The sequence below is a fragment of the Acinetobacter sp. WCHA39 genome (assembly GCF_002165385.1).
In the GTDB taxonomy this organism is placed as follows: Bacteria; Pseudomonadota; Gammaproteobacteria; order Pseudomonadales; family Moraxellaceae; genus Acinetobacter.
This window is the reverse complement of the sequence record NZ_NHRP01000002.1, coordinates 62,926-77,994: the sequence shown is the minus strand read 5'-3', so window position 1 is coordinate 77,994 and position 15,069 is coordinate 62,926. Positions and strand designations below refer to the sequence as shown.

13 protein-coding genes and 1 tRNA gene are annotated in these 15,069 nt (G+C 38.3%); 5 read left to right on the top strand and 9 right to left on the bottom strand.

The window, feature by feature from the left end; translation table 11 throughout:
- Positions 1-5 precede the first annotated feature (5 nt).
- From CDG56_RS01250 to hemE, 4 genes are all read right to left on the bottom strand, one after another.
- Positions 6-1,886 carry a DUF4105 domain-containing protein gene (locus CDG56_RS01250; RefSeq protein ID WP_087546678.1) on the bottom strand — a complete coding sequence of 627 codons (1,881 nt, stop codon included), beginning with the start codon at positions 1,884-1,886 and terminating at the stop codon, positions 6-8.
- A 78-nt stretch (positions 1,887-1,964) separates the two neighbouring features.
- Positions 1,965-2,381 carry a DUF3015 family protein gene (locus CDG56_RS01245; RefSeq protein WP_087546772.1) on the bottom strand — a complete coding sequence of 139 codons (417 nt, stop codon included), beginning with the start codon at positions 2,379-2,381 and terminating at the stop codon, positions 1,965-1,967.
- Positions 2,382-2,619: 238 nt separating this feature from the next.
- On the bottom strand, positions 2,620-3,414 hold the full coding sequence (locus CDG56_RS01240; RefSeq protein WP_087546677.1) for a DUF817 domain-containing protein: 795 nt from the start codon (positions 3,412-3,414) through the stop codon (positions 2,620-2,622).
- 42 nt (positions 3,415-3,456) lie between these two features.
- Complete coding sequence (gene hemE / locus CDG56_RS01235; protein ID WP_087546676.1) at positions 3,457-4,530, bottom strand: uroporphyrinogen decarboxylase; 1,074 nt, start codon at positions 4,528-4,530, stop codon at positions 3,457-3,459.
- Positions 4,531-4,730: 200 nt separating this feature from the next.
- Between hemE and CDG56_RS01230 the strand changes: the two genes are divergently transcribed.
- Entirely contained in the window at positions 4,731-5,930 is a 1,200-nt protein-coding gene (locus CDG56_RS01230; RefSeq protein ID WP_087546675.1) for a L,D-transpeptidase family protein, read from the top strand.
- Between the two features lie 54 nt (positions 5,931-5,984).
- On the opposite strand, the gene CDG56_RS01225 is transcribed toward CDG56_RS01230, so the two are convergent.
- On the bottom strand, positions 5,985-7,247 hold the full coding sequence (locus tag CDG56_RS01225) for a GGDEF domain-containing protein (protein WP_087543844.1): 1,263 nt from the start codon (positions 7,245-7,247) through the stop codon (positions 5,985-5,987).
- Between the two features lie 163 nt (positions 7,248-7,410).
- Between CDG56_RS01225 and pyrC the strand changes: the two genes are divergently transcribed.
- The 4 genes from pyrC (at position 7,411) to CDG56_RS01205 (ending at position 10,038) form a co-directional block, all read left to right on the top strand.
- Positions 7,411-8,445 carry a dihydroorotase gene (pyrC, locus tag CDG56_RS01220; protein ID WP_034602647.1) on the top strand — a complete coding sequence of 345 codons (1,035 nt, stop codon included), beginning with the start codon at positions 7,411-7,413 and terminating at the stop codon, positions 8,443-8,445.
- On the top strand, positions 8,430-9,095 hold the full coding sequence (gene rnt, locus CDG56_RS01215) for a ribonuclease T (RefSeq protein ID WP_087546674.1): 666 nt from the start codon (positions 8,430-8,432) through the stop codon (positions 9,093-9,095). Before pyrC ends, rnt begins: the two co-directional genes overlap by 16 nt.
- A 19-nt stretch (positions 9,096-9,114) precedes the next feature.
- A tRNA-Glu gene (locus tag CDG56_RS01210) sits at positions 9,115-9,190 on the top strand.
- 164 nt (positions 9,191-9,354) lie between these two features.
- Positions 9,355-10,038 carry a glutathione S-transferase gene (locus CDG56_RS01205; protein ID WP_087546673.1) on the top strand — a complete coding sequence of 228 codons (684 nt, stop codon included), beginning with the start codon at positions 9,355-9,357 and terminating at the stop codon, positions 10,036-10,038.
- 5 nt (positions 10,039-10,043) lie between these two features.
- Here CDG56_RS01205 and CDG56_RS01200 read toward each other — a convergent pair whose 3' ends face one another.
- From CDG56_RS01200 to yejB, 4 genes are all read right to left on the bottom strand, one after another.
- Positions 10,044-11,288: an NADH:flavin oxidoreductase/NADH oxidase family protein gene (locus CDG56_RS01200; RefSeq protein WP_087546672.1), complete on the bottom strand. Its 1,245-nt coding sequence runs from the start codon at positions 11,286-11,288 to the stop codon at positions 10,044-10,046.
- A 111-nt stretch (positions 11,289-11,399) separates the two neighbouring features.
- On the bottom strand, positions 11,400-12,995 hold the full coding sequence (locus tag CDG56_RS01195; protein WP_087546671.1) for an ABC transporter ATP-binding protein: 1,596 nt from the start codon (positions 12,993-12,995) through the stop codon (positions 11,400-11,402).
- Positions 12,973-13,983, bottom strand: coding sequence for an ABC transporter permease (locus CDG56_RS01190; protein ID WP_034602650.1), 1,011 nt, complete (start codon positions 13,981-13,983; stop codon positions 12,973-12,975). Before CDG56_RS01190 ends, CDG56_RS01195 begins: the two co-directional genes overlap by 23 nt.
- On the bottom strand, positions 13,983-15,053 hold the full coding sequence (gene yejB, locus CDG56_RS01185) for a microcin C ABC transporter permease YejB (RefSeq protein ID WP_087546670.1): 1,071 nt from the start codon (positions 15,051-15,053) through the stop codon (positions 13,983-13,985). Before yejB ends, CDG56_RS01190 begins: the two co-directional genes overlap by 1 nt.
- Positions 15,054-15,069 lie beyond the last annotated feature (16 nt).

Genomic DNA, 15,069 nt, shown 5'->3' with positions numbered 1-15,069 from the left:
CTTATCTAAAAAAACAGAACATAGCCTAAACCTACTTTATTCCAGTCTTTATGATCTTGTTGTTCAAAATCCCAATTCAGACGCAGAGCATGATTTGTATTCAGACTATATTGTAGCTGTGTACCGACTCTTAAATTCCACTGGTTCTGATCTTGCCAATACGGCAGTTCAACTTGCACCACACTATTAATATTATCAGACCATACGTTCATACACCCTACAGTCGGCCCAGCTCCAACGCGCCAACCTTTATCTAATTTTTTTCCACCTTGAATATGGCTTTGTAGTTGGGCATAACACAGATGTCGACGATCATAATCTGCCACGCTATAACCAACTTGCATATTTAGATTCATCACGCCATGTTGCACATCTTCACTGAACTTCCCATTTTCAATTGCTTCCTGTTTCCAACCGAGATTAAATCCCCAAGTTAACGGCGATTTAAAAGGTTGAACTGGATTATAAGAATTCACCGATAATAGATCTAAATGTTCGAGCTTGAGCTTGTCATCACGATATTGCAGACTACCATCTAAAAACAGTAATTGTGTGCCTGTGCGATAACCTCCTTGTAGATCAATCAAATCGTGATAGGTCTGACGATGACCCAGCTCCACAAACTTTTGTCCTTGCACATCACCCACATTCACTGAAAAATTACGTGCATGATGCCCTTCTACAGGCTGCATTTTTGGACGCTCTGGTTGTTGACGTTGCTTTTCAACTTGAATTTGACTTCTTTCAGCAAGAAGCTGCCTTAATTTTGGCTGAGCAATATTGGCATCAACTTGATGGCTGATATATTGTAGATATAAGTCATCGTAAGCCATTTCTAAAATCTTGGCCTGATCTTGCTGACTATATGTTTTTAGCGTGGATTGAACTTGATCAGTTTCAATAAAAGCAATTTGATGGGCAACTTTAGCCAAATCTGTACCATGTTGTTTGGCTTGCGAAAGTAGTTGAGTTTCCAATGCAGGACGATAGACCACTTCTTTAACTAAAGCTTGCTGATCAACAGCCTTTAAGGTTTCGATTGGAATTGCAGCGTAACTAAACTGCTGTTTTAGGTTTAAATCGGGACGTACTAAATCAATTAGGCCTAATAAACGATAAGCACAATTATCACTGACGAAATAATAGGGAAAACTCACGTGCTGCATTTCCCAAATATGTTCAACCAAAAAACGAGTTTCTTCAGGTGTTAAATTTAGCTCATATTCCCATAGATCACGGCTTTCAAAATCGCCATACTCTTTTACTTTACGATAATACGGCATTATTGAATATTCACCGGGATACTGTCCTGTTAAACCTTTCCATGCATAAGACCAGTTATCATCACCTTTCACTGTGGCCGCATAATTTACTGCATAGGAAACCAAATTGAGTTGTTTCTGATCTTTAGGGTCTAAACGTAGCAAAGTATGCCCAAACATCGAACTCGGATTGCCCATAAAGTCAGTGGCATAAATCAAAGTGGCTTTATGCGGCTTGATTTGATTGATCCAATCATTAAATTCAACGCAATTTACTTTTGGAAGTTGTTGTACATCAATATTGAGTTGCTGCATCAACCAACGACTACGTGCAGGAAACTTACAACGGATGGATTGGTTATCTGGGGCTTCACGAAACAAGGCTTCAATATCTGCTTGTAATTCGCTATTTAAATTTGTTTTTCCATCTGTGGCATAAAAATAACCAGCATAAGTGACTTCACTGTTTTGTTTTTGATCGGCATACATCAAGCGTTGCCATGTGGTTTTCTGATCTAATTGTTTTTGTTGAGCAAGGTCTAAATACTTTTGTAAATTAGATTCAACCGAGGCATATGTAAAATGACATATCAAAGACGTAAATACAAAAGTAGCTAATTTCATTCAATCGCAATTTTTTAAATAATCAGAATAGGTATAAGAAAACCCTGCCATTAAGACAGGGTTTTATGTTCAAACGTATTAAACGTATGCTTTAAGCACAGCGTCTTTTGCCATCACGCTTTGTAAAGCATCTAAAACTTGAAGTGAGTTTGTATTTTTGCTTGAATAAATTTCAGCAAAGTTTGCTTTAGACACAGCAAAGAAGCGTGCTTTGTCGTTGGCTTTGATTTGCATTAATTCAGCAAGTACATTTAAGCTTTCGCCTTGACCAACCGCCATATCACGCGCTAAAGACTCTGCATTTTCATTGGTAAATGTCACAACTTGAGCCGTTACTGTACCACCTTGACGGCATCCTAAAGTACCGAATGTGATCCCTAATAATTGGTTAGTAAAAATTCCATTGGTTGTTGCTGCAAGGATTTTAGGTGCAATACCTTTTTGACCTGCCCAAATTTGTGTACCAGCACCGCAACCAACATCATTATCAGCCATTGCAACACTTGAGCCAGCTGCCAGCAAAGCTGCTAATGCAATTTTTTTAACATAAGAAATGTCTCCAGTCTCAATTATTTTTAAGTATTTGTTATCACTATTGTGCTGTGTAATTGTTCTTACACAAGGATTAACATAACGAGGTTAAACTTTTTAGCAAATAAATTTTGAAATATATATGAAATATTCATAACAAAAAGGAGCTCAATAAAAGCTCCTTTTGCACGACTAAAATCTTTTAACGCAATCGCCAAGATCCATTTTTATCCCGCACACCTAATATTTTTAAAACCAAAACTAAACTTAAAAGTAATAATAAATACCACGAACCTAACTTGCCCCAACCCACCATATGCCAAGCATCAACTTGACTCGGATATAACCAGATTTTATAAAATGTACTAATGTTTTCTGCAATCCAGATCAAGAATGCAAGCACCAATAGTACAGGTAACATCGGAACTTTAAACTGATGCTGTTGTAATTGAAAATAAAGTTTGGTCTTCCAAAAAATAATAATACTCCAAACAAATAAAACCATTCGATAGTCAGGAATAAAAAACTTGGTCATAAAATTAAGGTAAGACAACACTGCTAAACACAGCATATTGCCAAAATTCGGCAAATTCTCGAATGAAACATTATAGAGTCGCAAAGACCGAGCAAAAAAACTTCCCACTGCTGAATACATAAACCCTGCAAACAATGGCACAGTCAGTAATTTAAATATAGCTGGTTGAGGATATTGCCATGAGGCAATCGCTGGATGGGTCAAAAATATTTCCATTCCCATCGCCATGAGATGGAATAAAGCAATCACTTTCGCTTCTGCCCACGATTCGAGCTTTAAATAAATCAGACAGGCTTGAATAATCAGTGCATAAAACAACAAATAATCGTAACGAAAAAATCCCCAATATTCATGACTTCCCATCGGTGAGGTGACTGCAAATGCAATCAAAAGCAACAACCCAAATAAGGCAGCCGAAGCTGCCTTAAAGATAAAGTTGAGCGGTAATACAATCAACTGCACAAAACTGATCCTAGCGCGTTTACTTTGAAATGATTAAAAATATCAGCCTAAATATTTAGTACTGTATTCATGAACAGTATCTACAAAAATCTTAGGCTGTGCTGGATCGACCCATTGGGTAATCCCATGCCCCAAATTCGCCACATAACCTGTTTTTTCACCATTACGATAAGCATCATCCAGCATGGCTTTCACTGCTTTTTCAATGGATGCAGTTGAACCATAAAGTGTGGCTGGATCAAGATTTCCCTGTAAGGCGGCTCGTCCTGCAACCACATCCCTAGCTGTATAAAGTGGTGTTGTCCAGTCAAGGCCAAATGCATCTGCACCTGTTGTCAGCATTGCTTCCAGCCATTGTCCACCACCTTTGGTGAACACAATAATCGGAATACGTTGACCATCCTTTTCACGTTGTAATCCTGCAATAATCTTGGTCATATAGTTCAGTGAGAATTCAGTATATTCTCTATGCGCTAGCGCACCACCCCAGCTATCAAAAATTTGAATCGCTTGAGCGCCTGCATCAATTTGAGCATTCAGATAATCAATCACTGAATCAGCAAGATGATCAAGTAAAGCATGCAATACTTCTGGCTGTGCGTACATCATATTTTTTGTGAAACGAAATTCTTTGCTTGAACCACCTTCAATCATATAAGTCGCTAGTGTCCAAGGACTACCCGAAAAACCAATCAGCGGCACTTGTCCATTTAAAGCAGATCGAATCGTTGAAACTGCATTCATGACATAAGCGAGATCTGATTTAGAATTTAGTTTAGGTAAATTCGCCACATCTTGTTCAGTGCGCACTGTCTTATGAAACTTTGGTCCTTCACCTGTTTCAAAATACAAACCTAAACCTAAAGCATCAGGTATGGTCAAAATATCGGAAAATAAAATCGCAGCATCAAGCTCATAGCGGCGTAACGGTTGTAATGTTACCTCGCAGGCAAATTCAGTATTTTTACATAGAGATAAGAAATCGCCTGCCTGAGCACGAGTTTCACGATATTCTGGTAAATAACGCCCTGCTTGACGCATCATCCAAACGGGTGTGGTGTCTACAGGTTCACGTAATAAAGCTCGTAAAAAACGATCATTTTTCAACGTTGTCATGACCAATCTCTAAATTTTTTCATATTGAGTGCATCATAGCAAAGTTAACCTCGAATTTATAAGTGAAAACCCATACAACAAATCAGACTTCAACTATTTTTTTTACTTGGACACAAAACTGCTACTGCAAGCTGTTCTATTTTCTGTAATACTTGCAATATCTTATATCTCAATATGAATAATTCTTAAGGTTGAATTACATGTTCGTTCGCTCATTACTCGCTATGAGTTTAAGTTGTATTATTGCCAATGTTGCTTTTGCTACCCCAACAACTGAGCAACCTTTAAATCCAAAAAAAATCTCGGCACCTGTTCAAGATCCGATTGATCCTTTAGCAGTAGAACGTTCAGCTGCTTCAAGCGTTGTTGCTCAACCAGCATCTAGTGTCGCTGATAATGCAGTTTCTGATCCTCAAGTAAACACAGGTGTTGCTTCAGCAGTGTCTCAAAAACTAGAAAATACTCCTGATACAACCAATACAACGCCAGCACCAAAAGTTACTTGGACTTTAGATAGTCTGAACAATTCAGAATGGTATGAAAATATTGGTAAAGGTCAATTTCCAGTATATGCGCGTGCTCATGTAATGTTAAACAATGCACATGCTTCTCCTGGTGCAATTGATGGCTCAAATGGTAAAAATACCTTAAAAGCAATCGCATCTTTCCAACAGATGAATGGTTTAACACCAACAGGTGAACTTACCAAAGAAACTTGGGATGCATTAGTTGCGAAACAAACTAAACCAGCATATGTAGAATACACAATCACAGAAGCAGATTTGAAAGGTCCATATGCCGAATCAATTCCTTCTGATTATGCTTTACAAGCAAAAATGAAAGGTTTGTATTATACACGCGTAACAGAAATGTTGGGCGAGAAGTTTCATATGGATGAAAACTTCTTAAAAAAGATCAACCCAACAGCAACTTTCAAAAAAGCTGGTGAAAAAATTATTGTTGCGAATGTTCGCAATAATTTGCCTGAAGACATCCATTTAATCGTGGCACATAAAGGCGCAAAACAGCTTTATCTGTTTAATAGCCGTAACCAGATGATTGCGTCATTTCCTGCGACAATTGGTAGTTCTGACACACCTTCTCCAACAGGTACCTATAAAGTAGTCGGTGTTGCGAAAAATCCATACTATAGCTATTCGCCATCAAACTTTATTCAAGGAAAAAACCTTAAACCACTGACCTTACCACCAGGCCCAAATGCACCAGTCGGTAATATCTGGATTGGTTTAAGTAAAAAATCCTTTGGTATTCATGGTACGCCTAATCCATCTTTGATCTCTAAGACTGCATCACATGGTTGTATTCGCTTAACCAACTGGGATGCGAATGACCTCGGTGGAAAAGTACGCTCTGGCGTTACCGTTAAATTCCTCGAATAATTTAGATTGTTCAATAAAAAAACCGGATACTTGTGGTATTCGGTTTTTTATTCTTTACTCAACACTGGGAAGTGGTTGATAGTAAATCTGATTACGTCCAAGTTGTTTCGCTCTATATAGCGCTTTATCCGCAGTATGAATCACCGAATCTTGACTAATTTTAGGGTTTCCATTAAACACCGTAATACCCAAACTAATGGTCACATGATTAGAAACTAGTGATTTTTCATGTTGAATCATCTGCCGATCAATCGCTCGATAAATATTGGTTGCTACAGCATATGCACCTTGAGCAGATGTTTCTGGTAAAAGCACCACAAATTCCTCGCCCCCATAACGTGCAATGAAATCCATGTGCCGAATTGAGCTTTTAATCATTTTCGCAATCGCGGAAATGACTTGATCCCCCATCTGATGACCATAAAAATCGTTATAGTTTTTAAAATAATCAATATCTATAAATAATACGGACATGGCCTTACTTTCTTTACATGCGAGTTCATAGTAATAACTAAACATTTCTTCAAATGTACGTCTATTCGAAACTTTTGTTAACTCGTCATGTTGGCTTAAATGTAAAAGTTCAGATGCTTGTAAGCGTAGAATTCTCTCATCAATTTCAGATATTTTAGTTTTTAGAAATAATTTCCTGTCCTTAGAAGTGAGCATTACACTAATCGAAAAACCCAACAATAGACTTCCTATAAACGTACGCCCTAGCATTAAAAAATCACAGGGTACTTTGAGAAAGTATAACGACAATAAGATCACAATTGCTGCTGAAGAACCAATCCATAACATATGTTTGGGTTTAAGCCCACTCAAAATAAAACCCAGCATATATAAGAATGCAATCAACACCATCGACTGGTTTTGTAGCACCAGATTAGAAATACTCATCATTAACAATGAGGGAATGACAATTGTACAAAATACAATCACACAGGTTGCAGGATAAAATAATGGGTTAAGCCGTCTAAAACGAGAAAATGCCCAAAATAAAAATAGTGCTGCCGCGACAACAACCAAGCTTAAAATGCTATATACAAAATCTAAAATAAAATGGGTGCTTGTTCGAATGACCAACAAATTCGACGGTAAAATCAAAAGTACAAAAATCGCATATGTAATTACCCCTTGACCAAAGAACTGAATCGCATTGATTCTAGTTCGATCAATATTAAATTGCCAAAACTCATTTTCGAGTTGGGTAGGCAAATTTTTTTTTGTTTTCTTGGTTCTAGAATGTGCAATGACTAACTGTTCTAGATCTTCTTTTTCTTTACATAACTGCTTAATATCATATTGATTTTCCATCCCTCTCACTCTTCTTATAATGCTGTATTCTTGTCCAGCATAAAAATAACACAATTTCTCATATTTTCATGCGCTTTGCGTAACCACTTATCCATAATTGTAGTTACCATTTTCACACTATATGCATTATTATTTATATTATTTTTTAAGCCTGAAGTACACCTTGAATACGATTACACTTTTACAGCCAGATGATTGGCACGCTCACTTGCGTGATGGATTAGCTTTAAAACGTACTGTTCCAGATCTTGCGAAACAATTTGCACGCGCGATCTGTATGCCGAACTTAGTTCCACCAGTCAAAACTGTAGAAGAAGCTTTGGCATATCGAGATCGTATTCTCGCTCATGTTCCAGAAGGACTACATTTTGATCCGCGTATGGTTCTTTATTTTACAGATTTCACTTCACCTCAAGAAGTTCTTAAAATCAAAGAGTCTGAATATGTAAATGCGATCAAACTCTACCCCGCTGGCGCAACGACAAATTCGGATAATGGCGTTAGCGATATTCGTAAAGTCTATGCCGTGATTGAACAACTTGAAGAACACCAAGTCCCGTTGTTGTTACACGGCGAAGTTACTCACAATCATGTCGATATTTTTGATCGTGAAAAACGCTTCCTTGACGAAATTTTATCGCCATTATTGAAGCAGTTCCCAAAATTAAAAGTTGTGTTAGAACATATTACGACAAGTGATGCTGCAAATTTTGTACTTGAACAAGATCGTAATGTTGCCGCAACGATTACACCGCAACACTTGCTCTTTAACCGTAATGACATGTTGGTCGGTGGTGTGAAACCTCACTTCTATTGTTTGCCAATTTTAAAGCGTCAAACGCACCAAACCACATTATTAGAAGTTGCAACTAGTGGTAATCCAAAATTCTTCTTAGGTACTGACAGTGCACCACATGCTCAGAATGCTAAAGAGAATGCATGTGGATGTGCGGGTTGCTATAGTGCACCAAATGCAATTGAACTTTATGCACAAGCCTTTGATCAAGTGGGTAAGTTAGAACGTTTAGAAGGTTTCGCAAGTATGTTCGGTGCTGACTTCTATGGCTTACCGCGTAATACTTCAACTATCACTTTAGTGAAAGAAGAAAATACGGTTGCTGAATCTTTTGATTATCTAGAAGATCAAAAAATCATTCCACTTCATGCAGGTAAAACACTGCAATGGAGAAAAGTGTGACACAAGAAGAAAACAAAGCTCCTGTTATTGGTCAGCGTTTTCGTGGATTCTTACCTGTTGTTGTTGATGTTGAAACAGCAGGTTTTAATTCCCAGACTGACGCATTACTTGAAATTGCTTGTATCCCGATTATCTATGATGAGCAAGGTCAGTTCATACCTGGCCCATCATTCCATGCACACATCAATCCTTTTGAAGGTGCAAACTTAGATCGTCGCTCATTAGACTTCATTGGAATTGATCCATTTAACCCCATGCGTGTGGCAATGGCGGAAGACGAACGTGGCGCATTAAAACGTATTTTCAAATCATTGAACGAGGTTCGCAAGGCACAACACTGTACTCATGCGGTTTTAGTGGGACATAATGCCCACTTTGATTTAGGTTTCTTGCAGGCAGCAATTGCCCGTACTGGCACAAAGAACCAGAATCCTTTTCATAGCTTCTCCGTGTTTGATACAGTCACTCTCAGTGCAGTCATGTTTGGTCAAACAGTACTAGCACGTGCTTGTATTCAAGCTGGCATCGAGTTTGATGGCAAAGAGGCTCATTCTGCATTGTACGATACTCAAAAGACGGCTGAACTGTTTTGCTATATTTTGAACAAACTGTCTCCTCATCTTCTTGACAGTTTAGTGACAGAGCCCTAATATACACCCACCTCAAGAAGTCCCTATCGTCTAGAGGCCTAGGACATCGCCCTTTCACGGCGGTAACCGGGGTTCGAATCCCCGTAGGGACGCCAAATTCAAAAAAGCCACTGCATTTTTAAGACAGTGGCTTTTTTTATTGGTTCTTTATAAATAGAGCTGCTACAAAATAATTATTTTGAAAAATCTATTTTATTATTCTTAGCATATTTTCTACCCTATACTAAAAATAGATCAAAACCATAAATTTAAACCTAATATGCAAATCCGTTTATTCCACTTACAAAATTCACGTTCTCAGCGCATCGTTTGGTTTTTAGAAGAATTAGGACTTCCCTACGAGTTAGTCATCAACCACCATTCAAACACAGATCAAAAGAAAAATTCACCGCATCAATTATCGAAATTTCCTGCTGTTGAAATAATAAATCGAGAGCAAATTTTTATCTTAGCCGAAACTTCAGCGATTATTGATTACTTGTCTTATCTATATCCCCAATTAGGGCAAACTAAATTATTAGGATCACAACTTCAAAGTTTTTATTATTGGAAAAATTATTGTGAAGCCACATTTATTCCAGAGCTATTGCTCAAACAAATTTTTCACCAAATTGTACAACGTACACCATTTCCTGTTCGCTTCGTTTCAAAATTTTTAAAATATGGATTTGATCAAGGCTATTTAAATCCATCGTTACAGCAACAAATAACCATAATTGATAAGTATTTAAAAGATCATTTATGGTTTGCTGGGGATCAATTTACGGTTGCAGATATTTTGATGTGGTTTCCATTATTGGCTTGCGCACAAAACAACCATCAATGTAAACATATACAGCGTTATTTAGCTCAAATAGAAAACAGACCAGCCTTTAAAAAATCTTTAATCAAAGGACAATGGTCTGCTTCTACGTTTCAATCTTATTGGACGATGGCGTGGTAATTCAGTTATGCCGATTTACGCGAATTCACCCGACCTTTAACAACAGCCTTGATATTGCCTTTTGCATAATTCAAAAACACAATTAAAGGTGACAATTTAGGATTTGGTTTTTTACCCTGCCCAATCGCTTTAAATTGTGCCGCATACCAAATAATTTCCATGATTGCCATTTTATCGACAAAAGGAATCCCTGTTTTAATTTGATTCACGGCATAACGTACATCATGGCCCGCAATTAAGCGATCAGTAAGATCAGTTTCAACTGCAAGTGGTCGAGCAATACCAATAAAATCACATGCACCACTTTGAAGTGCTGCATTCATTCCTGCTACTGTACGGAAACCACCCGTTACCATCAATTTGCACGCCACATGCTGACGAATTTTTTCAGCAAATTCTAAGAAATACGCTTCTCGTGCAATGGTACTGGCTTTACGTGATTCAGCTTTAGCACCTGCCATTGCAGGTGCTTCATAGGTACCACCTGAGATTTCGATAATATCAATACCAGCTTCATCAATGGTTTTGAATACAGTAATGACATCTTCTTCTGTGATTCCACCACGTTGGAAATCAGCTGAATTAAGTTTCACAGAAATAATAAAGTTTTCTGATGTTGCAGCACGGACAGCCTTATAAATTTCAACCAAGAAACGCATACGATTCTCAATCGAACCACCCCATTGATCGGTACGTTTATTGGTTAATGGAGATAGGAACTGGCTAATCAGATAACCATGAGCCCCATGGAGCTGCACACCTTCAAATCCTGCTTTTTCACACACTGCTGCGGCTGTTGCAAAACGTTGAATAATATCTAAGATTTCTTCATGTTTAAGTTCTCGAGGAGTTCCAAACATTGCTGCAAGCATTGGACTAAAAGGAACTGCCGATGGCGCAACAGTTTCTTTATTCAAACCTTTTGGACATTGGCGACCAGGGTGAGACAATTGAATCAATTGCACCATGCCATATTTTTTACCAACATCAGCCCATTGCTTTAATTTTGCTAAGTCACGTTCGGTTTCAATCGCAACCACACCAGGCTCATTTTTGGCAGCAATATTGACCATCACATTGCCTGTAATCGCACAACCTAAACCACCTTTTGCCCAAGCCTCATACAAGCCTATGTGCAATTCATTTGGCTGCCCTTCGTGATTAGCAAGTGCTTCACTCATTGCCCCTTTTATAATACGGTTTTTAAATGTGGTATTACGAATTTGAATACTGTCTGCAATCTGACTCATGGTCATCCTCTGTCTTAATTAGAGTATTTACTCTAATTTAATCTGATTATTGTAACTGTCAAGCGTTCTTCCGATAAACTGACAATACCATATGTCAATTTAATTTCAATGCTAATATTCGCTCGCGGCAATCAATTGACGGGTATACGCTGTTTGGGGCTGACTAAATAAAAGTGCTGTTGCTTGATATTCCAATACTTTCGCATGATGCATCACCATGACTTTTTGGCACAAGGCTTTAATGACTTGCAAGTCATGACTGATAAATAAATAACTAATCTGCTCCTGTTGCTGTAAACGACGCAACAACGCAATGATTGAACGTTGTGTTACTCGATCCAAGGCAGAAGTTGGTTCATCTAGAATAATCAGCTTCGGTTTTAAAACTAAAGCGCGTGCCAGTGCGACCCTTTGTCGTTGACCACCTGAAAGTTGATGCGGATATTTGTTTTTATCCTCCAAAGAGAGTTCAACTTTCATTAAAACGTCATCAATTTCCTCATCAGATCGTTGCTTAGTAATATTTTGAAGGTGAAGCCCTTCCGCAATAATTTGTTCAACAGACATCCGAGGATTTAGGCTACTAAATGGATCTTGAAATACAATTTGAAAATCACGGCGTAGGGGGCGAAGTTGTTTTTGATTGAGTTGATTTAAGTTTTGAAACTGCAAGCAAATTTCGCCTTCACTTGAAATCAAACGTGCAATCGCTAAAGCCAATGATGATTTTCCCGAACCACTCTCACCAACAATACCCAAAGCCTCACCTTTGGACAAATTGAAATGTATTGAGTCCGCTGCGACCTTATACGCTTTAATTTGGTTCAATAAACCACGTTTGATAGGATATTTGACCGTGACATTTTTTAGTTCAAGTAATGTCTCGCTCGGCGTTAGCGATAGAGCTTGTCCAAAGTCGTGATTGAGTAAATTTCGTATATATGCAGTTTTGGGATGTGTGAAAATTTCAGTCGTACTACCCTGCTCTTCTACCTGACCTTGATTCAGCACGACCACATGATCTGTATATTGCTTAACCAGATTTAAGTCATGGCTAATCAAAATCATCGCCATGTTTCGTTGCTGTTGTAGTTTTTTTAATAAAGCTAAAATTTGCGTCTGTAAAACCACATCCAATGCTGTTGTTGGTTCATCCGCAATCAAAACCTCTGGCTCTAAAGCCAAAGCCATCGCCAACATCACACGCTGTCGTTGCCCACCCGACAACTCATGTGGATAGCATTTAAGAATTTGCGCTGCTTCAGCAATCCCAACATCCTGCAATAAAGAAAGCGTCTGTTGTCGAATATCCACTGTAGAAACACCTTGCAAAATCAAGCTTTCAGCCATCATTTTTTCTACACGATGCAAAGGATTTAATGCAGTCATTGGTTCTTGGAAAATAATGGCAATCCGCTTGCCTCGAATCTGCTGTAAATGAATTGGAGTTAAAGACAACAGCGCTTGAGCTGCAAACTCAACTTGTCCTTGTACTGTTAGATTATTAGGTAACAACCCCAATAAAGCCAAAGCACTGATTGATTTACCAGACCCACTTTCTCCCACAATCGCAACAGTCTGTGCAGGGTAAACATCAAAACTCAAATCTTTCACAAGACAATGTCCTGTTTCATTGTGAATGCTGAGTTGCTTAACCCTTAATAAAGCTGGATTTGAAAGCGTATTATCGTCTTGGGTCGAATGCATCACGCGCCGCCTCCCCAATATAAATCAGTAAACAAAGTACAATTGCTAAAGTAAAGAATCCTGAAAGTACCAACCAAGGTGAATCTAGGTTATTTTTACCCTGTAATAATAGCTCCCCAAGTGAAGCAGCATCTGGTGGTAAACCATAACCCAGAAAATCTAATGCAGTTAAAGCGATAATATTGGCGGTCAACATAAAAGGTATTTGTGACAAGCTAGAACTCATGGCATTGGGTAAAATATGCTTAAAAATAATTTGATGATCACGAACACCCAAGGCTTGAGCCGCACGAACATAATCAAAATTTCGGGCACGCAAAAACTCTGCTCTGACTAAACCCACTAATTCTGTCCAACCAAACAACAACATGATCAAAAACAACCAATAGACACTAGGGCTAAACATACTGACCAAAATCATGACGATAAAAAGCATAGGTAAACCACCCCATACTTCTAAGACACGTTGCCCAATTAAATCGATCCAACCACCGTAATAGCCCTGAATGGCACCGACAATAACACCAATCACGGCGGAACAAAGTGTCAGAGCAAAGCCAAATAGGAGAGAAACACGCAAACCGTAGAGAATACGAGCAAATACATCTCGTCCCTGATCATCCGTTCCAAGCCAGTTTTGTGAACTCGGTTTGGAGGGAACTGGTACAGTAAGCGAAAGATTTGGTGACTGATAAGAAAATGCAACGGGTGGAGAAATCATCCAGCCTTGATTTTGAATTAGTTGTTTTACCGCAGGGTCTTGATAATCTGTCGCCGTTTCAAAGACACCACCAAACGTGGTTTCTGGATAGTCTTTAAAAATAGGAAAATAAAAAGACTGCTGATAACGAACCAACAAAGGTTTGTCGTTAGCAATAATCTCAGCAAATAATGACAAAATAAAAATGATTAAAAATAGAATGAGACAACGAACGCCCAATTTATTTTGTCTAAAACGGTGAAATCGTGCACGCATAAGAGGTGACATCATTTTCCACCCCTCGCTTCAAAATCAATCCGAGGATCAATCATTTGGTAAAGCAAATCACCAATTAAACGTAAAATCATTCCAAATAAGGTAAATAAGAACAAAGTTCCAAAAATTACAGGATAATCACGTTGGGTGATTGCTTCAAAACCCAACAAGCCAATCCCATCGAGATTAAAAATGATCTCGATAAATAAGTTACCGACGAAGAAAATACCCACCAATGCTTCGGGCAAAGCTGCAACCACCACTAAAATGGCATTACGAAAAACATGCCCATAAAGTACCTGATTGTCATTTAAACCTTTTGATCGTGCCGTCAGAACATACGGTTTCTTTAATTCTTCTACAAAAGAATATTTGGTCAGATAGGTTCGTGCAGCAAAACTCCCCAATACCATACTCAGAATCGGCAAACTCATATGCCATAGATAGTCTTTTATTTTGGCGAAAAAACTTAACTGATTAAAGTTTTCAGAAACTAGTCCTTGTAATGGAAACCACTGTAGATAACTCCCACCTGCAAAAAAAACGATGAGCAAAATCGCAAAAACAAAAGATGGAATGGCATAACTCACCGCCAGCAACAACGAAGTCGACTGATCAAACAACAAACCATTATTTTTGGCTTTCTTGATGCCCAATGGAATCGCAATCAGGTAAATCAGAAAGGTACTCCACAAGCCTAGAGACAAAGTGACAGGCAGTTTTTCATAAAGCAATTGCGTAACAGGTTTATCTTTAAAAAAGCTTGTACCAAAATCAAATGTTAAATAGCCTTTGATCATCAACCAGAAACGCTCATGTGCAGGACGATCAAAACCATACTGTGCTTTAATTTTATCAATCATTTCAGGACTTAACCCACGTGCGCCCTGATATTGCGCCAAGTTACTTAGGCTAGATGAAGCGCTTGCTCCTGTACCTAAACCCTGTGCATTTTGTATCTGTTGGATGGCTTGTTCGACAGGTCCACCTGGCGCAATTTGGACAATAATAAAGTTAATCAACACAATGAAAAATAATGTCGGGATCATTAATAACATTCTTTTCAGAATATAGTGAACCATCTCATAAGATCCTTCA

Coding starts and splice junctions, on each gene's coding strand:
- CDG56_RS01250 (WP_087546678.1), bottom strand. CDS start 1,886: ATGAAATTAGCTACTTTTGTATTTACGTCTTTGATATGTCATTTTACA.
- CDG56_RS01245 (WP_087546772.1), bottom strand. CDS start 2,381: ATGGCTGATAATGATGTTGGTTGCGGTGCTGGTACACAAATTTGGGCA.
- hemE (WP_087546676.1), bottom strand. CDS start 4,530: ATGACAACGTTGAAAAATGATCGTTTTTTACGAGCTTTATTACGTGAA.
- CDG56_RS01230 (WP_087546675.1), top strand. CDS start 4,731: ATGTTCGTTCGCTCATTACTCGCTATGAGTTTAAGTTGTATTATTGCC.
- CDG56_RS01225 (WP_087543844.1), bottom strand. CDS start 7,247: ATGGAAAATCAATATGATATTAAGCAGTTATGTAAAGAAAAAGAAGAT.
- rnt (WP_087546674.1), top strand. CDS start 8,430: ATGGAGAAAAGTGTGACACAAGAAGAAAACAAAGCTCCTGTTATTGGT.
- CDG56_RS01205 (WP_087546673.1), top strand. CDS start 9,355: ATGCAAATCCGTTTATTCCACTTACAAAATTCACGTTCTCAGCGCATC.
- CDG56_RS01200 (WP_087546672.1), bottom strand. CDS start 11,288: ATGAGTCAGATTGCAGACAGTATTCAAATTCGTAATACCACATTTAAA.
- CDG56_RS01195 (WP_087546671.1), bottom strand. CDS start 12,995: ATGCATTCGACCCAAGACGATAATACGCTTTCAAATCCAGCTTTATTA.
- CDG56_RS01190 (WP_034602650.1), bottom strand. CDS start 13,983: ATGTCACCTCTTATGCGTGCACGATTTCACCGTTTTAGACAAAATAAA.
- yejB (WP_087546670.1), bottom strand. CDS start 15,053: ATGGTTCACTATATTCTGAAAAGAATGTTATTAATGATCCCGACATTA.